The 18,907-nt window shown below is 38.4% G+C and carries 17 protein-coding genes; 16 read left to right on the top strand and 1 reads right to left on the bottom strand.

Annotated elements, in window-relative coordinates; genetic code table 11:
- The first annotated feature begins 334 nt into the window (after nt 1-334).
- From ACOIT5_RS09205 to ACOIT5_RS09175, 7 genes are all read left to right on the top strand, one after another.
- Nucleotides 335-739, top strand: coding sequence for a helix-turn-helix domain-containing protein (locus ACOIT5_RS09205; protein ID WP_423130169.1), 405 nt, complete (start codon nt 335-337; stop codon nt 737-739).
- Nucleotides 740-921: 182 nt separating this feature from the next.
- On the top strand, nt 922-2,349 hold the full coding sequence (locus ACOIT5_RS09200) for a restriction endonuclease subunit S (protein ID WP_423130168.1): 1,428 nt from the start codon (nt 922-924) through the stop codon (nt 2,347-2,349).
- A complete protein-coding gene (locus ACOIT5_RS09195; RefSeq protein WP_423130167.1) occupies nt 2,336-3,928 on the top strand; it encodes an AAA family ATPase in 1,593 nt (530 codons plus the stop codon). The genes ACOIT5_RS09200 and ACOIT5_RS09195 overlap by 14 nt, the downstream gene beginning before the upstream one ends.
- Nucleotides 3,925-4,812: a hypothetical protein gene (locus ACOIT5_RS09190; RefSeq protein WP_423130166.1), complete on the top strand. Its 888-nt coding sequence runs from the start codon at nt 3,925-3,927 to the stop codon at nt 4,810-4,812. The genes ACOIT5_RS09195 and ACOIT5_RS09190 overlap by 4 nt, the downstream gene beginning before the upstream one ends.
- Nucleotides 4,813-4,819: 7 nt before the next feature.
- Complete coding sequence (locus tag ACOIT5_RS09185) at nt 4,820-6,427, top strand: AlbA family DNA-binding domain-containing protein (RefSeq protein WP_423130165.1); 1,608 nt, start codon at nt 4,820-4,822, stop codon at nt 6,425-6,427.
- Nucleotides 6,424-7,872, top strand: coding sequence for a type I restriction-modification system subunit M (locus ACOIT5_RS09180; protein ID WP_423130164.1), 1,449 nt, complete (start codon nt 6,424-6,426; stop codon nt 7,870-7,872). The genes ACOIT5_RS09185 and ACOIT5_RS09180 overlap by 4 nt, the downstream gene beginning before the upstream one ends.
- A 326-nt stretch (nt 7,873-8,198) precedes the next feature.
- Complete coding sequence (locus tag ACOIT5_RS09175) at nt 8,199-8,738, top strand: hypothetical protein (protein ID WP_423130163.1); 540 nt, start codon at nt 8,199-8,201, stop codon at nt 8,736-8,738.
- Between the two features lie 410 nt (nt 8,739-9,148).
- Here ACOIT5_RS09175 and ACOIT5_RS09170 read toward each other — a convergent pair whose 3' ends face one another.
- Nucleotides 9,149-9,415, bottom strand: coding sequence for an ATP-binding protein (locus ACOIT5_RS09170; RefSeq protein WP_423130162.1), 267 nt, complete (start codon nt 9,413-9,415; stop codon nt 9,149-9,151).
- Here ACOIT5_RS09170 and ACOIT5_RS09165 point away from each other — a divergent pair.
- The 9 genes from ACOIT5_RS09165 (at nt 9,355) to ACOIT5_RS09125 (ending at nt 18,627) form a co-directional block, all read left to right on the top strand.
- Nucleotides 9,355-9,558, top strand: a complete 204-nt coding sequence (locus ACOIT5_RS09165; RefSeq protein ID WP_423130161.1) for a TIR domain-containing protein — start codon at nt 9,355-9,357, stop codon at nt 9,556-9,558. The genes ACOIT5_RS09170 and ACOIT5_RS09165 overlap by 61 nt on opposite strands.
- 1,255 nt (nt 9,559-10,813) lie before the next feature.
- Nucleotides 10,814-12,307: a serine hydrolase domain-containing protein gene (locus tag ACOIT5_RS09160; RefSeq protein ID WP_423130160.1), complete on the top strand. Its 1,494-nt coding sequence runs from the start codon at nt 10,814-10,816 to the stop codon at nt 12,305-12,307.
- 205 nt (nt 12,308-12,512) lie between these two features.
- Complete coding sequence (locus ACOIT5_RS09155) at nt 12,513-13,499, top strand: hypothetical protein (RefSeq protein ID WP_423130159.1); 987 nt, start codon at nt 12,513-12,515, stop codon at nt 13,497-13,499.
- 113 nt (nt 13,500-13,612) lie between these two features.
- Nucleotides 13,613-13,828, top strand: coding sequence for an ORF6N domain-containing protein (locus tag ACOIT5_RS09150; RefSeq protein ID WP_423130158.1), 216 nt, complete (start codon nt 13,613-13,615; stop codon nt 13,826-13,828).
- 149 nt (nt 13,829-13,977) lie between these two features.
- On the top strand, nt 13,978-14,979 hold the full coding sequence (locus ACOIT5_RS09145) for a virulence RhuM family protein (protein ID WP_423130157.1): 1,002 nt from the start codon (nt 13,978-13,980) through the stop codon (nt 14,977-14,979).
- Nucleotides 14,980-15,660: 681 nt separating this feature from the next.
- Nucleotides 15,661-16,197, top strand: a complete 537-nt coding sequence (locus tag ACOIT5_RS09140) for a hypothetical protein (protein ID WP_423130156.1) — start codon at nt 15,661-15,663, stop codon at nt 16,195-16,197.
- 4 nt (nt 16,198-16,201) lie between these two features.
- Nucleotides 16,202-16,663: a helix-turn-helix domain-containing protein gene (locus ACOIT5_RS09135; protein ID WP_423130155.1), complete on the top strand. Its 462-nt coding sequence runs from the start codon at nt 16,202-16,204 to the stop codon at nt 16,661-16,663.
- The gene (locus ACOIT5_RS09130; protein WP_423130154.1) at nt 16,653-17,108 is read left to right on the top strand and encodes a hypothetical protein; all 456 of its coding nucleotides are present in this window, start codon (nt 16,653-16,655) and stop codon (nt 17,106-17,108) included. The genes ACOIT5_RS09135 and ACOIT5_RS09130 overlap by 11 nt, the downstream gene beginning before the upstream one ends.
- Nucleotides 17,109-18,021: 913 nt before the next feature.
- Complete coding sequence (locus ACOIT5_RS09125) at nt 18,022-18,627, top strand: hypothetical protein (RefSeq protein ID WP_423130153.1); 606 nt, start codon at nt 18,022-18,024, stop codon at nt 18,625-18,627.
- Nucleotides 18,628-18,907: the final 280 nt, after the last annotated feature.

Genomic DNA, 18,907 nt, shown 5'->3' with positions numbered 1-18,907 from the left:
GATTGGTGTTTCCCCAAACCCCCAAGGTTTTTTGAAACCTTAAAGGTTTATGGGCAGGGATTCTTCATGTGGCCCCTGCTTTCAGGGAGCCCGCTGGGGAGATAAAAAGCGTTTAAAACATGGCATGACACATTCGTTTATGGAGTAGAAAACTGTTACTAATAACCTGAGTATTGTCCAACAGGTTTTTCTGTTTTTAATTCGTATTATTGTTACTTAATCGGGCAAACGAAACTATGTTTGACAAGAGCAAGTTTAGGACATAATTTTTGGGCTATGTTCATATATTTGGTAGTTTTACCTAACGAAAAAATTGTTTTAAATAACTATTGATATGAGCACTCACGAAGAAAACGACCACTTTACCGTATTGGAAAACAAAAGTATTGGCCGCAACCTGGCCTTATTCCGGAAGCTGCGCGACAAAAAAGCGTTGGAAGTTGCCGAGCATATTGGTCTCAGCGAAGCCGCTTATACCAAATATGAACGGGGCGAAAGTAAAATCACCATCGAAATGATCCAGAAGGTTGCGGAGTTTCTTAAAGTCGATCCACTACAGATCGTTTCTACATCACCAAATAACTTTCTGGAAAATATTCAGAATTCATCAATCGCGATTCAGGATAACAGTACCTTTCAGACATATAACGAACAGCAGATGCAATCCATGCTGAAGCTGATGGATAATATGATGTCAATCAGTAGCAAATTGATTGAGCTGTTGGATAAGAATAAATAGCCTTGTACTGAAGTGAAATAGTTGAAAGAGAAGGTTGATCAATTGCCGGGGCAGATAGAAGATTATGGAATAGTCGTGCGATTTGCAATTAGCTGATCTCTAAAATGCAACATTTTGATAAAATTTCCATTGAATAGGAATATGAATTCATGTACTTTTAGCGCCATTTCTAAGAATGACAGATGGAGCAGACAAAATCAATAAGTACTTTACCTGAGGGATGGATTTGGACGACCATAGGAGAAATTCTTGTTTTTGAATATGGCAAAGCTTTGCCACAATCAGAGAGAGTACAAAGTGGGAAATATCCTGTTTATGGATCAAATGGTAAAGTTGGGTTTCACAGTGATTTTTTGATAGATGGTCCTGTTATTATTATTGGCAGAAAGGGTTCTGTTGGGGCTATACATTTAGAAAATAACAAATGTTGGCCAATAGATACAACTTATTTTATAGTGAAAGCGAAATCATTGAATCAGAAATTTATTTATTATTTACTCAAAAGTCTTCGCTTAGAAAAACTAGATTCTTCAACAGCAATTCCAGGAATAAATAGAAATAGCGTTTATGAATTAAAGATACCACTTCCTCCTCTTGATGAGCAACATCGAATTGTAGCACGAATTGAAGAGCTTTTTAGCGAACTCGACCATGCCGAAGATGAGTTGAAAAAAGCACAGAAAAAATTGGAAGTGTATAAACAGGCTTTGCTGAAAAGCGCGTTTGAAGGGAAATTTACAAAAGGGAATCATCAAGAAAAAAGATGGAGACAAATAAAGTTTACGGAACTATGCGAAATCCAAAGGGGATTTGATTTGCCTCTATCAAACATTGTTAAAGGAAGATACCCTGTAATGACTTCTGGTGGCTTAAATGGGTATCATAATGAACATAAAGCAGAAGGGCCATGTTTAATCATCGGTAGAAGCGGAAGCGTTGGTAACGTTCATTATCTTGATGTAGATTATTTTTGGCCGCACAACACGACATTGTTTGTAAAGAATTTTAAAAATAATAATCCAAAATTTGTATATTATCTTTTTCTGCAATTCAATTTTAAATCATTTAGCTCAAGCACTGCTGTTCCAACATTAGATAGAAAACAATTTTATAATCAAATTGTCTCAATTCCAGATTTGGAAGAACAAATTGAAGTAGTAGAAATAATCGAATCCCAATTCGCATTAGTTGAGAATCTTGAATCAACAATTAAAAAGACTTTGGATAAAATTGCCTTTTCGAGACAATCTATTCTAAAACAAGCCTTTATTGGTAATCTAGTACCTCAAAATTCACATGATGAGTCGGTTCTTGAATTGATAAAACAAATTCGAGAAGAGAGACAAGTTTACTTTGAAAAACTGAAACTTGATGAAAAAGAAAAACCTAAAAGGAGGGCACCTATGGAAAAAAGCAATTTATCGGTAAAAGAAGTACTTCAAAAACAGACAGAGGCTATCTCAGCCAAACAAATATGGAAGCTATCAAAATTTCAAGATGATTCAAATATTGATCTATTTTATGCGGAGTTAAAAGAATTGGAAGAGTCCATTCTTATGAAGGCGAAAGGAAGAGAAACCCTAATTACGTGGAAAAATGAGAATCAATAAGGTTTATATTGAAGATTTTAAAAACCTGAAGCAATTCAGTATTGAACTTGATAGAGATCAGATGAAAACTGTTTTGTTGGGGCAGAATGCAACTGGCAAGTCAAATTTTATTGAAGCCCTTGTTCTCATTTTTAAATATCTGGATTTAAGTAAAGAAGATAAGCGAAGGTATCCAAAATTCAACTATTCTATTTGTTATACAATTAACCTAAATGAAATAGAAATAACCTACGACGGAAGTTCATACGTGATTTATATAAATAACGAAAAGATTTCAAGTTACAAATCCTTTTTTTCTCCTGAAGGAAAGAAACTCTACCAGCCGAGATATGTCTTCACTTATTACTCTGGCTTGAGCAATCGTCTAAAAGAACATTTCTGGGAACATCAGGAGAATTTTTATGATAGAATTATAAAAAAAGGATTTAAAGAGAATGAGCTTGATACATTGCGGAAGTTGTTCTATGTACAGTTAGTTCATTCTTATTTTGTTCTATTAGCCTATTTCTCTTTCGAAGATGAAGAAAAGGATTCGATCGAATTCTTAAATGAAGTTCTTCACATCAAAGACATTGAATCAATTCTTTTTGTTTTGAAGATGCCTAAATGGGCTAGTTCTAGAAAGGATAAGTACAAAGATAAATTTTGGACAGCAGAAGGATTGGTTCGCGACTTTCTTGAAATTCTTTGGACAAACTCGCTCGCCCCGATTTATAACGATGAAAAAATCAAAATTGATTTTAAAAGCGACGAACCACAAAAAAGGTTATACCTGTATATCAGCCACAAAGAAAAGCTAAAGAAGATAGCACAACATTATAAAAGCAATACTGAGTTTTTCAAGGCTCTTGAAAGCACTTACATCTCCAAATTAATAGCTGAAGTGAGAATCAAAGTGAGAAAAGAAAACGTTGATGGAAGTATTACTTTTAAGGAACTCAGTGAAGGCGAACAACAACTATTAACTGTTCTTGGTCTCTTAAAGTTTACGAAAGACGAAAATTCATTAATCTTGTTGGATGAACCCGACACTCATCTAAATCCAATCTGGAAATGGCAATACTTTGAGTTTTTAGATAAAGTTGTAAATAATCATAAATCAACACAAATTGTAATTAATACTCACGACCCTCTGGTTATTGGGGGATTAACAAAAGAAGAAGTTAGGATTTTTAAGATCCAAGATGGAAAAACAATTGTAGAAAAATCGGACAAAGACCCCAAAGGAATGGGGGTTTCTGGGATTTTGACAAGTCCATTGTTCGGACTACCAACCATTCTGGATAAAGAAACTCAAGAAAAACTAAACAGAAAAAGATATCTGCAAGGAAGAATAATGAGAGATGCACTTGATCCTTACGATTATGATGAATATCATAGACTTAAAGCTGAATTAGAAAATTATGGATTTTACGAAGAGGTAGAAGACCAGTGGTTTAAGATGTATTTAGCTGAGATGTCAAAGCACGAATTGATGCAAAAAGTTGAGTTTTCAGAAGAGGAGAAAGCATTTTTACAGACAGAGAGCAAAAAAGCAGTTGAAAGGGTACTTGAGAAGTTAAAAAGAGAGCAAGAATGAGGTACATCAATATAGATAGACTGCCAGATATTTTTAATGAGCTGAATCCCGAAACAACTTTTGATGATTGGTTAGAAGAGGCTGAACGTCATTTGTCAAATATTCGAGGAAAAAACAAAGAAGAAAGGTCTGCGTATTGGAAAAGGAATTCTCATTGGACAAAACTATATTCTTCACTGTCTAAATTATCTGGAGGAAAATGTTGGTATTCAGAATCACTTGAAAATTCTTGCAGATGGGAGGTTGAACATTACAGGCCCAAAGCGATCGCTAAGATAAACAATGAGTTAGTATTAGAGGGTGGTTATTGGTGGCTCTCTTATTATTGGAGAAATTTCAGACTAGCAGGCTCTTTTGTAAATAAACGTTCGAAAGATCCATTAACAAAAAACAATAACGTAATTGGGAAAGGATGTTATTTCCCATTGGAAGAAGCATCAGGGGTTGCTAAACCTGAGGACTTGTATTGTAAAGATGAAATACCTTTATTATTAGATCCGATTAATCCGAGAGACTGTACGCTTATTTCTTTTGATAGGAACGGAGATATTTACCCAACCTATCTGAATGATGGAAGTCTTCGAGAAAAAAAGGCGTTGACTTCAATAAATTATTATGGATTACAAAATACATCTCTTAAACGTGGTAGAAAAGATATTTGGCTTAAATGCGAAAACCTAGTTCACTTATCTTCAAATGAGATAAAGAAATATATAAATGAAGAAATTAAAATTGAATCAATAATTGATAATTGTTATTGTGAATTGGCAAAGATGGCCTGTTACACAGAACGATATTCAATGGTAGTTACGAGCTTTGTAAAAACTAAATCTTTGGAAAAAAATTTTGAATGGTTGGCTGAGGCTGTTCATGTACTTAGATAATTGCACAATGACCATCAATCGCATCAAAAATATACTATCTCAAGGCGAAGGTATTCGCAACGAGTTTAAGCAAGCCCGGGAGAAGTTGCCTGAAAACCTATTTGAAACCATCTGCGCCATGCTTAACCGCAGTGGAGGGGATATTCTATTGGGCGCCGATGATAACGGCAACCTTACCGGAGTGAATGCCGCGAAGGTTGCCGAAATGATTACCAACATTGCAAACCTGAGCAATAACCCGCAAAAGCTGAACCCGCCGTTTATCCTGTTTCCTAAAGAACATGTGGTGGATGGATTCCACATTATTCACCTTCAGGTCCCCGAAAGTTCGCAGGTGCACCAAACGGGTGGCAAAATTTACGACCGCAGCAACGATGGCGATTTTGTGGTGCGGGGGGCACACCAAATTGCCGAACTTTATAACCGGAAACGGAACCATTATACAGAGAGCATCATTTACCCCGCTTTTCGTTTCGGGGATTTCAAACAATCACTTTTCCCCAAGGTACGTAAGCTCATTCGCAGCTATCACCCCGAACATCCCTGGCTGGAATTGGACGATGAACAGATGCTGCGTATGGCCGGGCTATACGACCGTGACTACAAAACAGGAGAAGAAGGTTACACCCTGGCTGCCATATTGCTGCTGGGGAAAGATGAAGCCATCCGCAGTGTGGTTCCCCATTTTAAAATTGATGCACTGGTACGCCGGTTCAATGTCGATCGCTACGACGACCGCCTCTATATCCAAACCAACCTGATTGAAGCTTATGAGCAATTATTGGATTTTGTGGCCAAACACCTTCCCGACAAGTTTTATCTCGAAGGCGATCAGCGCCGAAGCCTGCGCACCATTATTTTCCGCGAGGTGGCCGCCAATATATTGGTTCATAAGGAGTACACCAACGCCTATCCCACGACATTTGTGATCACTAAATCGGCAGTTATTACCGAAAATGCCAATGTTCCCAACGGTGAGGGCCCCATCAATGTGAATAACTTTAAGCCTTTTCCGAAGAATCCGGTCATTGCCAAATTCTTTATGCAAATGGGACGGTTTGATGAGTTGGGATCGGGGATTCTCAATATAAATAAATATTGCAAAGCCTATTCAGGTCAGGACCATCCTGAATTTATTGAAGGACCGGTATTTAAAACGATTATTCCGCTGGATGACAAATTGGTTAACCCGTTAACCCCAAGTGATAGGATAAATGATGCCCTAGCTGATAGGATAAATAACCTTGAAACAGGCTTAAATACGGATGCTTCGGATGCAGGTGATCGGATACTTGATTCTTTAAGCGATAGGATAAACCAGGTAAGAGGAGTAAATGATAGGATAAACGATCTTTTAAACAACAAGCTTGCGGGCAAAACAAAACAAACAGTACTTGTTAAGCTAACTGAGCTTACGAAGATAGCCTACTGGAACCCCTTATTAAATGCAGAAGAGTTGGCTCAGAAGATACGGGTTTCCGTACCAACAATTAATCGGTACCTTAAAATCCTGAAAACAGAAAATATAACCGAATTAAGAGGTTCCCGCAAGAAAGGCGGATTTTCAACTACACAAGAATTCCAACTGGAAATAGAAAAAGGAAACAAGATATGACAACCAATACACTGGTAGCAAAAATTTGGTCGTTTTGTGACACGTTAAGGGACGACGGTTTGGGATACGGCGATTACCTGGAACAGTTAACCTATTTGCTGTTTCTGAAAATGGCCGATGAAAACAAAGAACAATACCATTTACCGGTAGGATATGATTGGGAAAGTATAAAAGGAAAAGAAAAAGGTGATTTATCGGAGCAATATAAGGAAGTTCTGAAAAAACTGGCCGAAGCTGGAGGAATGTTAAGTAAAATCTTTGATGGTGCTCAAAACAAAATTAGCGACTCAGCTAAACTAAAGAAGTTAATTAATCTTATTGGGGATGAAAATTGGAGCAGCAAAGAAGTTGACATTAAAGGGGAAATATATGAATCACTGTTACTACGAAATGCAGAAAGCAGTGGCGCTGGTCAGTATTTCACCCCGCGTCCTGTTATTAAAGCGATGGTGCAGTGTATTCAACCCAAGGTTGGTGAGACCATAGCAGATCCAAGCTGCGGAACAGGAGGCTTCTTTTTGGGAGCGCTGGAATATCTTCATAAAAGTAAACTTTCGAAAAAAGATCAGGATGAGATTTCATTTAAGACATTTCATGGGTGGGAGATAGAGAAATCGACGGCTCGCTTATGCCTGATGAACTTATTTCTTCATGGAGTAGGCGACCTTGTCAAAACTCCTGAAATTGATATTACTGACAGTTTAAAGGTGACTGACTTCCCCAAAGTCAAAATAGTTTTGGCAAATCCTCCCTTTGGAAAGAGTAGCAGCGATATTGCTACCAATGATAAAAAGCAGGCGACGAAAGAGGGATATTTTTTGCGTGAGGATTTTTGGGTCACTACCAGTAATAAGCAGTTGGCTTTCCTGCAACACATTATTGCCTTGCTAGATGAGCATGGCCGTGCTGCCGTGGTATTACCTGATAATGTCCTGTTTGAAGGAGGAGCTGGAGAAACAGTCCGCAAACGGATGCTCGACGAATTGAACCTGCATACTATTTTGCGTTTACCTACAGGGATTTTCTATGCACAAGGCGTAAAAGCCAATGTGCTGTTCTTCGAAAAAGGGACAAAGAAAAAGCCATTAAAAACAAAGGAAGTATGGTATTACGATTACCGTACCAACGTCAGGCATACTCCCAAAAAGAATCCGTTAAAGTACGAACATCTGGAAGAGTTTGTAAAATGCTTTAAACCGGAAAATAAAGAACAAAGAAAAGAAACCTTTCATGCAAAAGAGAATCCGGAAGGACGCTGGAGAAGATACAGTTATGAAGAGCTGGTTGCGCGCGATAAAACCAACCTGGATGTTATCTGGCTGAAAGACGAAAACCTGATTGACCTTGAAAATCTTCCGGAGCCCGAAACATTGATTGATGAAATTATCGACAATATTCAAAGTGCTTTGGAAAGCTTTAAAACAATTAAAGAGAGTTTGGACTAAGCCTCCCCTGCTGGCGCAAATTTGCAATTTGTGCCTTGCCCATCAGGGCAAACTTTTGCTTTTCCAAAGCAAAACACGGGGTGGAGACGCCGGCTCATCAGGAGATGCACCAAAGCAGGTGGTTAGCGGCTGGTGCGGTTAGGCGAGCCGGGATTTATTAATGCCGGATTTTCGATCTGGATGGGGGGTAAGCCGTATGAAGGAAAACTTCACGTACGGTTTGATGCAGGGGGTACTGACAGTCCGTTCAAATTTGTACATTTATGTGCAAAATGAGAATGGGCTGTCAGGCTCTACTTTACGCACCAATGTAAGAAACGACAACAATGAGCATTTATGAGATTATAAAAAATATGCCCGACAAAGAGGATAAAACAACTCTTGATTTATTTGATATTGTCGGTGATATAAAACAATTGGGATTTTTAGATAAAGATAAAGCTATAAGAATTCTAAAATGGAAGTCTCCAAGGCCATTGATAAGATACGAATCAAATAGTGAATTGGATTTTATAGATATAACCAAACTTGCATTTGGAACTCAAAATGATAAATTAAAGATCCACATCTTGACTTCATTGATGGGAGTGAGTTATCCTGCAGCTTCAGCTTTGTTAATGTTTTATGATAAAACTATATTTCCAGTGATAGATATTAGGGTATGGAAAGAACTTTATAATGCAGGATTAGTATCAAACAATGAGAGAGGACAAGGATTTACTTTAGAACAATGGTGGACTTACGTTAAGATTATTAGGAAAATTTCACATGAGACAAATTTAACTGCTCGACAAGTTGAGAAGCGGTTATTTGATTATAATAAAGTAAACCAGAAAGGAACTTTATATAAAACAAAAAATAAATAATACACTGGTGCCAATAAGTAGGAACATGAGCGGCGTGCAGCGCCCAGCGATGAGCCGGTGTTGAACTACACCCGCCGGGCTGAGGTCTATGCACTTATTGAAGGTTTTTATTGGATTTCACAGATAGAATGGGCAGGAAACAGCCCGCCGTTCATTGACATGTTGCAGGTTTTTGTGCTTTTCAGTTCAGTTTGCATCAGCGACTTGATGTTTAAGCCCTGCTTTTTTTGTGTTTTTGCCGGTATGGGGGCATACCTCTCCCGGATACGCCGGGAGCGTAACGTGATTTAAAGATTATGACCGTGTTAATGATTCCGCTAGCTGGATATTCCGGAAGCTACCACCCAGTAATCCGGCGTATACCACCCAGGTTGAGTAACTAAATCGAAGAACTTATTTGACTGACAATATTACCGTTTTTTTCTTAAACTCTCACCTTTTAGTTCAAACCGGTGTGCCGTGTACACGATCCTGTCCAGAAAGCTGTCGGCCACGGTGGGTTCGGAAAAGACATCAAACCAGCTGGCCACCGGCAATTGGCTGGCAATAATGGTTGATTTTCGGGCATGGCGGTCCTCGATGATTTCCATCAAATCCAGTTGCTGTTGTCCTTCCAGTGGCGATAACCAGGCCAAACGTGATATATGAATTAGGTTGGTTTTCAGCAAAATTGACAAGAAAAAATGTATTACTGCTCCTTAAAGAAGGGACAGATGTGTTCAGTGATTTTCAGGGCATTTTGCAAATTAGGTTTAAATCAGAAGTATCTGAATCATTTAGAGAACTAATGTTAGAATTTAGAGAAAAAGGAATAGTATAAAAGGCAGTGCATAACACTTATCCTCTAATAAAGCGTTGCTTGCATACGCTTTGTATTGGAGGGTATGTTGAACTAAACCTTGTCTGCTTCAACTACCTGCCGATTAGTTGTTTGAGTATAGTGTTTTCAATCCGTTTTTTCGAGAATCCCCGAGGCTGTTTTTCCGGGTTTTCATGATCCGAAGTTTGGTTTTAAGCGGGATGACCCGGTATACGCCGGAGTAAACCAACAGGTTTTGCAGGTTTTCCGGTACAGGCATACCTCCTTCACCGTGTGAGACAGACTCTCAGCCTAATGATAGTGTGCCTATCAGCCTAGTGATAGAGAGCCTATCAGCCTAATGGGAGGGAGTCTATCAGCCTAATGGGAGGTTGTGAGTGGAAAGCCCCGTCCGGGAGGCTGTTTTATTCCTTAAAAGGTTTAGATCTAAGGCCGGCGAAGACGCCACCATTTAGAGCCAATGCTGACCGAAGCGGCGGGCAGGCCGTCAAAACGCCCGGCTGAGGGTTCGTTTTGACAAGATTTTTGCTTCCTTTTTACCGATTGAAAAAGGAAGGGCCCGTCCGGCCGGAGGACAGCAGTTCTGAAGAAAGCATTACCGCTTATATGTCCTTCCGGACAGGATTTACCCGCTGGACCGGATATGTCATCCGGTCCTTATTAACGCCGGATTTTTAATCCGCATGGGAGTGGGGAGGTTCATTGGGTTAATAGGAAGCTGGATTACATATGCAGCAAAATCTACAGACGTACGTAGCAGAACCCGCATACCTAAGCAACGAAACCTGCGTACGTATGGAAGTAAATTTTTACACACTGTAAGTGGTAATTCCATACGTATGGAGATATACTTTCATACTTATGAAAATTTACGCCGATGCCTGCGGAGAGTTGCTTCCACGCGTATGCGGGTATAAACGTAATTTTTCCGGAATTGGCCCCTGCCGGTGCGGGTTTTCAAGTCCCGACCCGCTCACGCCATTAAAGGATACGAAACTCCGGTTTTATTGACATAAACTTTTCCCAATTCCATGCAGTTGTTAAAACAATTTATTGTAATTTGTAAACCGTAAAAAAAAAACGAAGCAAATGATACAGCCTGACTGCTCCCGTAAGCTTACCCGAACAATAATCCAACATATAACGATACTTTCCGGATTTGGAAGAATATATTTCACTTTCCATCCGACAAAACGGAAATATATTTCATATAAATTTACACAGACGTTGCCAGCAATTTAAAACGAAGTGCCAAATGAGACATGTTTTGCTAATAATAATGAGCTTTTTTGTTCTTGGTTGTACAAAACAAATTGATAAGAGTAAATTATTAACCGAAGATGAAAAAAAAATTATAATTGACTATTGCGACTCTTTTCCTGATGGAACTCAATTGTCAATGGCTATCTTAAATGATAATGACGTTTCCTATATTGGTTTTATAAAACAAGGTGATAGTCTGATTAAAGTAAATAATAAGGATTCCGTTTTTGAAATTGCTTCAATATCAAAAGTGTTTACTGCTACATTGCTATCACACCTTTTGATTGATAGTACCTTAAGTCTGGATGAACCGATAGAGGATTTTTTACCATTTAAGCTTAACACATCTAATTATGATAATAGTGAAGTAACTTTTAAAACTTTGTTAAATCATACTTCTGGATTTCCAAGAATGCCCTCTGATTATATAGCGATTATAGAGAACAATAAAAACGGCAGCTTGTATGATGCCAGAAAATTGAAAGACTATCTTCAAAACAAACTAATTCTTTCGGGTAAACCCGGAGAAGAATACCTGTATTCTAATCTTGGATATACAACAATTGGCTTCCTAATTGAGTATATTCAAAAAACTCAATACGAAGATTTATTACAACAAAAAATTTGTTCTGAATATGAATTAAAAAACACTACAACTGATTATCATAGAATTAAGGAATCTCTTGTTATAGGAAGAGACTCATTAGGTCAAATATTACCCTATGTGGATTTAGGTATCTATAAATTTTCTGGAGGTGTTTTTTCAACAGCTTCTGATTTATCAAAGTTTGTTCGGGCGAATTTTACCGAAGATAAAATCTTGGATTACCAAAGGCAAGAGACTTATCGATGGGGCAATGCAGGTATGGCGGTTGGTTGGCAGATTACAAATTTCGGCGGAGCTCATTGTAAGTGGTACTTCCATGACGGAGGATTGGATGGATATCGTTCAGCTTGTTTTATGGACGTTTCTTCTAAATGTGCTGTAATTATTCTGTCAAATGTATCTTCACATCACCCGGACAATGAAAAAATTGTTGACATGGCAGCTGAATTATTGAAATTAGGATACTTAAAATATGCTAAAGATAATACTTGTATTAATTCCTTTTTAGAAGTAGCATTGAATAATGGTTGGGGTGCTAACAAAAGAGATAGCCTATTAAAAACTGATTTAGACAACAACTCCCTTGTAGGAGTTTGGCAACAAAAAAATGGGAATAGAGTTGTAACACGAACTTTTTTCCCAGACAACAAAATACAAACGGATTTTTATAAAGACTCTGAGATTGATGTTTGGGGATATTATGAATTAAATGGTAATGAAATTACAATTACAGATATTGGTGGTGCAGCATGTGTTTCTGAAGGAAAATATCAGTATGAAATAATTGGAGATACTTTGAGATTTAAAGAAATTATAGACGAATGTGATGGTCGTAAAAATGGATTAATTAAGGATTGGATAAGAACTAAGAAACAATAAAAACTGCTGGCAATAAATAGGAACATGAGCGGCGTGCAGCGCCCAGCGATTGTTCCCGGTTGAACAACACCCGCCGGGCTGAGGTCTATGCACTTATTGAAGGTTTTTATTGGATTTCACAGATAGAATGGGCAGGCAGACAGGGATGTCGCCCGCATTCCGCCACTGGTCATATTGCAATCCGTTAGGCAACATTATAAAAACAATGAAATTCAGTCTGTTAATATTACTAATCCTATTTGGAAACCTTTGTTATTCTCAGATAACTAAGATTCGTGATGGAAAATTTTCTCCTGATGGAGATAAAATTGCTTTTATCGCTTTTTTAGGCAGTGTGGAGGATATTTTCATTTATCATATCGATAACGATTCTGTGAGTAGAGAAACCAATTCTTCAGACCTGAATATCGAACTTCAATACAAAACTTCAATAAACTGGATAAATAACAACCAGATACTATTTTTATCAAAACTAAATGGATTTTCACAACAATACATTTTAGACATTGACAAACACACTTTGACTGCCAATGGAGCTTCTCAATCAAATGAGTTCCTGCTTGAGTTTGACAGAACAAGCCAAACAAGCTACTATATTCCATCAATAAATGGACGAGAGCCTGCTGTTCTAATGAGAAAGCTGGGAGAAAACAAAGTGACCAATATTTCAAAACAGAACTACAATTTTACTTTTCCAAAGATATCTCAAGAAGGAAACTATATCGCCTACAAACAAATGCCATTAGGTACGCCGTTCGTTTATTCGATAAAGGACAAAAAACAAATTAAACTAAAACTACCTAAGAAAAACACAACAATTAGTTCGTGGTCTCCGGACAGTAAATATTTTCTTTTTACACATTCCACATTCTCAGACAATTCAAACTTTCCAAAAGCATCATTGCATTTATCTGACTTGATGCAAAGTAAAGACAGTATCTTAATTGAAAACGTTGATTTAATTTCTAGTTCAATTTGGTCTTCAAATAATAATCTATTAGGTTATTCTCTTTTGGACAAATTTGTATTGTTCGACATTAAAACAAGAACAACAAAATATTACAACATAATTGGACGAGCCGTTGACTGGTCAAGTGATTGCAATCTCGTCCTCTTTATACAAGACAAAGACTTGATATTACTAGACTTAAAAAATGACAAAAACAAAAAAATAACGTTGCCTAATAAATAGGAACATGAGCGGCGTGCAGCGCCCAGCGATTGTTCCCGGTTGGAGCGGCTGGAGGGGAAGGAAACCAAGGCTGGCTTATATTGTACAGGTACCGGAAACAACAGCAAATTTAAATGATGGAGTTACAGGTTATTCAAAGCAAAATTCATGAGATCAGGAGCCAGCAGGTCATGTTGGACTTCGATTTGGCCGAATTGTATGAAGTTGAGACTAAAAGACTAAAAGAAGCTGTTCGTAGGAATATTAGTCGTTTCCCATCTGATTTCATGTTTGAATTGAACACGGATGAGTGGTCAATCTTGAGGTCGCAATTTGCGTCCTCAAGTTGAGGAGGGTCCAGAAAATCTCCTTCCCCCGCTGGCGCGCTTTTGTAACGCGTGCCGGGTCGCTTGCCGACCGCTGATTGATTCGCATTCGTAACCCTGATCGTGTTCAACCCGGCTTTTTTAACCGGAATTTCGAATAAACGTTACACAATATGGCAAATTCAGAAATCATATTTTACAGTACTCCGCAGGGAGAAATTAAGATTGAGGTAATCCTACAGGACGAAACTGTTTGGCTAACTCAGCGTGCAATGGGCGAATTGTTCGGGGTTTCAAAAAAAACCATTAGCGAGCATTTGGGAAACATATACAAATCGAACGAATTGCAACGTGAAACAACTGTCCGGAAAATCCGGACAGTTCAAAATGAAGGTAAAAGAGAGGTAACCCGCAATCTTGAATTTTATAATCTCGACGCCATTATTTCGGTAGGTTACCGGGTAAATTCGCATCAGGCAACACAATTCAGGATTTGGGCGACAAAAACTTTAAAAGAGTTTATTATTAAAGGCTTTGTGCTCGACGACGAGCGTTTGAAACAAGGGAAAAAACTTTTTGGTAAAGATTATTTCGATGAATTGCTCGAACGAATTCGGGAAATCAGGGCAAGCGAACGACGATTCTACCAGAAAATTACAGACATTTACGCCGAATGCAGTATTGATTACCAACCCAAATCGGAAATCACGCAATTATTTTATAAAACCGTGCAAAATAAAATGCACTGGGCCATTAGCGGACAAACTGCTGCCGAAATAATTTCTTCGAGGGCAAAAGCAGAATTACCAAACATGGGATTAACAACCTGGAAAAATTCGCCAAAAGGAAAAGTTTTAAAATCGGATGTTTCGGTTGCAAAAAATTACCTGAACAAAAAGGAAATTGACGAACTCAACCGGATTGTGACCATGTATTTGGACTATGCAGAAAATCAGGCAGCCCGGCAAATTCCGATGACAATGAAAGACTGGGTGGAAAAACTGGATGCATTTTTACAATTTAACGATTATTCAGTTTTAAAAAATGCCGGGTCGATTTCGGCTGAAATTGCAAAGGAACTGGCGACAAAAGAATTTGAAAAGTTCAGGGTAATTCAGGATGAAGACTACGAATCGGACTTTGACAAGGAAGTAAAACGAATAAAAGGAGAATGATGATAGTCCCGACATACTCAACATCTTCATTTTTAGGTACATTGGTAAAATGCACAAAGCCAACGCTAAAACCAAATTTTGCCAAAAAGCTTTCCAGCTCCGACGCAGACTCAAAACAAATATTGCAGTAAAAATTGAAAGTAATGGATACAAAAAATGATAAAAGCCGGGCACTTAATAAATAGCAATATGAGCTGCGTGCAGCGCCCAGCGATTGTTCCCGGTTGAACTACAAGCCGGTTTATTTTGCAGGATTTTTCTCTATGTACTTAACGACGGTTTTTGTTTGTTATAAGTTGAAGTTCAGTCGATTATTGAATTTACAAATAATTCTGCCGGAAGGCAAGACCGGTATAAAAATAAGCATTTGCTTGTGATATATTGAAAGTTTTGAGGAGAAAGCGATTTGAAATAATTGATGAGGATGAAATACATTTTTACCAGAATAAATGAATATATTGAAAGTGCTTTTGAAACAGCTATCCCGCAGGGATTTAGTTCAACAAAGGACATATTGCAGGGCGGGGTTAGTGGTATTCGTTGCCGCAGCTCCTTTCTTGACCGTCATGTCCTACCGGACACTGACGCTCTTCGAAATCCGCTCCGCAGTGTAAAAAATTGGTTGCATTGATAAACAAATTCGGATTAGTAACGTTAAAAATAAACCTGTAGGTTGATTATATGAAAATAGTCCCTATATTTGGCACACAATTAAAAGCCATAAAGTATCCTGAAGAAGAAAAGGATGAATTTGCAAGATTATTTGAACTATGGCAAGATGCAGAATATCTGGAAGAATTTTTCGACACCCACTATGGTGACCTGACCAGTGGCTATTGGGGAGATATTAATGTAAACAGTGCAATCTTTGAAACCTATGATTATGCTGAAATTTTTGAAGAACGCTTGCGTGAGCTTTCAACGCAATCACGCAAAAGAGTCAAAAGTGGACTCGATAAAATATTTAGGCCATTGCACAATTCTCAAATTCAAGTTGTTCCTCTAAATAAAAGTAAAGCTAAACAAGATTGGCTTAGAATTTATGCGTTACGTATCGAATCAAACGTCTATATAATTACAGGTGGAGCAATAAAGCTCACCAGGACCATGCAAGAGCGTGAACACACCAAACGGGAGCTTGGCAAAATGGAAGCTGTCCGTAAATTTTTAATCGAGAATGGTATTGATGATAATACAATTGAATTATTAGAATCTTGAAACTATGACATCAGCATTAAATAAATTAAGGCAACTGGAATCGAAAGAAACATCCAGTTGGTTGGAGGAGGCAAAAACCCGACAAGAAAATAAAGCCTGGAGAAGACGTTCTTTCCAGATTGCCGTTCGTATTCTTCGTGAAATACGAGCGCAAAAACCAGTGAACGGAATGACCCAAAAAGTATTGGCCGAAAAAATGGGCGTGACGCCGCAATACATCAATAAAGTGGTGAAGGGTAAAGAGAATCTCACATTGGAAACTATTTCTAAAATTGAAGAAGTGCTTGGCATTCAATTGGTAGAAGTTTCCGGTGTTGTAAGCGCAAAGGTTAAGAACGTAGAACCAGCTTCGGATGACCGTGTTTGCAGCCGCAATGCGCAGGTAAGCATGAAAAAGACCATACAACTGACAGACTATTTTGAATTTGAACCAGAATATCAACCAAACGGAACCGATGGATACTAAAAAAACGATGATTGGTTTTGCTTTGGCAAAAATTACGACCGAACAATTTGCAGCCCTCGAAGATAACCTGCCACACGAAGGAAAAGAAGTTGGCATAGCTCTGCAATTCCGTTTTTCGGCCGAAGAGAAAGGTAAGATGATCGGTGTTTTTACAAATTTTGCTTTTCAGGTCGAAGGAAAGCCGTTTTTGATTGTTGAAGGTGGTTGTCATTTTAAAATCAAACCCGAAGACTGGAATGCTATGCTAAGCGATGATCAAACAGAATTAACCGCTCCTGCGGACTTGTTAAGGCATCTGGCAACCATCGCTGTTGGCACGACTCGTGGGATTCTCCATGCCAAAACCGAAAACACCAGCTTTAATAAGTACCATTTACCCACCATCAACGTGGTTGAGGTGGTCAATAAAGACAGTCTGTTTAAGTTTGAGAAAGGCAAGGTATAAGATGAACCAGGTGATATTTTTGTGAAAATATTAGCGGTAAGAACTCTATCGTTTGTGCAGGATTAGGCTGGTGCATGATTCATCATTTGGAACGTGATCTTCGCACCGGGCCAGGTTGGTGGTAAGCAATCGGTCAGGTACGGGCGACAAAGTCCTGTATTTTTTATCGTTGTTTTAAAAATTCCAAAAACATTCCGACATAGGTTGGACTTTTTTGGAATCTGTTCTAAAATTGGTATAGACTTGCTGATTTTTCTGAACGCCCCTGACCATTGTCTGAATCAGTTGAACTTTTTTGACCATTTTTTGATGCCTTCCAGTTGTGCGGCAACAGATCGGTTGGTTAGGCGCCATTAAATGTGTTCATGACCGGTTTTTGCCGCACACGCGCGCAGCAAGATCCGCAGACGCGCGCAGCGAAATCCGCATACCTGTGCAGCGAAACCTGCGTACGTATGGAAGTAAATTTTTACACACTGTAAGTGGTAATTCCATACGTATGGAGATATACTTTCATACTTATGAAAATTTACGCCGATGCCTGCGGAGAGTTGCTTCCACGCGTATGCGGGTATAAACGTAATTTTTCCGGAATTGGCCCCTGCCGGTGCGGGTTTTCAAGTCCCGACCCGCTCACGCCATTAAAGGATACGAAACTCCGGTTTTATTGACATAAACTTTTCCCAATTCCATGCAGTTGTTAAAACAATTTATTGTAATTTGTAAACCGTAAAAAAAAACGAAGCAAATGATACAGCCTGACTGCTCCCGTAAGCTTACCCGAACAATAACCCAACATATAACGATACTTTCCGGATTTGGAAGAATATATTTCACTTTCCATCCGACAAAACGGAAATATATTTCATATAAATTTACACAGACGTTATAGGCCAGTTTAGAGAGTGACACCGTGAAACAAAAAGGACTATTCATAACGACAATTCTTTTCTTTCTAATAATAAACACAACTTACTTTTGGGAAGGCAAACTTGGTTTTTTTGCATTTCCTGTATTGTTTTTGCTTGTAATAGTCTATTTGATACTTGTCTTTCTCCTTTTGCGACAATTTTTCTTCGCTTTTAGAGAGAAATTTATAGAAAAACAACGACTTGTAATTATTGGGACATTGTTGGGCGTTTTGACAGTGACTCTTTTAAAACCAAATGGACTAATTAACTTCGACAAACTACAAGGCAAGGACTTGTTGGTAGCAGAAAGAGAAGGTGCTGCAAACTGCATGACAACTCTAAAACTGAAAGAGAATAACAAGTTTACGGAGAGAATTGTGTGTTTTGGAGTGACAGAGTTAAAAGGTAATTATGAGCTAAAAGGAGACACGATTTTTTTTAAATATAATGGTAAGTTCAGACACAAAAATGGCTATCATAAATTTGGAGTAATTCAAAAGTTTGACACCATGAGACTGAAATATCTTGGAGACATCGTAATGTATAAAAGTCTTAGTGACACGACTGGACTAGACCTCTGGATTACAAAAAACGAATTGACTCAGTGACAATGACAAAAGGAAAACCGGCCTATAATAAATAGGAACATGAGCGGCGTGCAGCGCCCAGCGATTGTTCCCGGTTGAACTACACCCGCCGGGCTGAGGGCTATGCACTTATTGAAGGTTTTTATTGGATTTCACAGATAGAATGGGCAGGAAAGAGCCCGACGTTCATTGACATGTTGCAGGTTTTTGTGCTTTTCAGTTCAGTTTGCATCAGCGACTTGATGTTTAAGCCCTGCTTTTTTTGTGTTTTTGCCGGTATGGGGGCATACCTCTCCCGGAT

Source organism: Gaoshiqia hydrogeniformans (genome assembly GCF_049347105.1).
In the GTDB taxonomy this organism is placed as follows: domain Bacteria; phylum Bacteroidota; class Bacteroidia; order Bacteroidales; family Prolixibacteraceae; genus Gaoshiqia; species Gaoshiqia hydrogeniformans.
This window is presented reverse-complemented; position numbering and strand designations above follow the sequence as displayed.

Bases quoted from the DNA above. Each gene is read 5' to 3' on its own strand.
- ACOIT5_RS09205 (WP_423130169.1), top strand. From the start codon at position 335: ATGAGCACTCACGAAGAAAACGACCACTTTACCGTATTGGAAAACAAA.
- ACOIT5_RS09200 (WP_423130168.1), top strand. From the start codon at position 922: ATGGAGCAGACAAAATCAATAAGTACTTTACCTGAGGGATGGATTTGG.
- ACOIT5_RS09195 (WP_423130167.1), top strand. From the start codon at position 2,336: ATGAGAATCAATAAGGTTTATATTGAAGATTTTAAAAACCTGAAGCAA.
- ACOIT5_RS09190 (WP_423130166.1), top strand. From the start codon at position 3,925: ATGAGGTACATCAATATAGATAGACTGCCAGATATTTTTAATGAGCTG.
- ACOIT5_RS09185 (WP_423130165.1), top strand. From the start codon at position 4,820: ATGACCATCAATCGCATCAAAAATATACTATCTCAAGGCGAAGGTATT.
- ACOIT5_RS09180 (WP_423130164.1), top strand. From the start codon at position 6,424: ATGACAACCAATACACTGGTAGCAAAAATTTGGTCGTTTTGTGACACG.
- ACOIT5_RS09175 (WP_423130163.1), top strand. From the start codon at position 8,199: ATGAGCATTTATGAGATTATAAAAAATATGCCCGACAAAGAGGATAAA.
- ACOIT5_RS09160 (WP_423130160.1), top strand. From the start codon at position 10,814: ATGAGACATGTTTTGCTAATAATAATGAGCTTTTTTGTTCTTGGTTGT.
- ACOIT5_RS09155 (WP_423130159.1), top strand. From the start codon at position 12,513: ATGAAATTCAGTCTGTTAATATTACTAATCCTATTTGGAAACCTTTGT.
- ACOIT5_RS09150 (WP_423130158.1), top strand. From the start codon at position 13,613: ATGATGGAGTTACAGGTTATTCAAAGCAAAATTCATGAGATCAGGAGC.
- ACOIT5_RS09145 (WP_423130157.1), top strand. From the start codon at position 13,978: ATGGCAAATTCAGAAATCATATTTTACAGTACTCCGCAGGGAGAAATT.
- ACOIT5_RS09140 (WP_423130156.1), top strand. From the start codon at position 15,661: ATGAAAATAGTCCCTATATTTGGCACACAATTAAAAGCCATAAAGTAT.
- ACOIT5_RS09135 (WP_423130155.1), top strand. From the start codon at position 16,202: ATGACATCAGCATTAAATAAATTAAGGCAACTGGAATCGAAAGAAACA.
- ACOIT5_RS09130 (WP_423130154.1), top strand. From the start codon at position 16,653: ATGGATACTAAAAAAACGATGATTGGTTTTGCTTTGGCAAAAATTACG.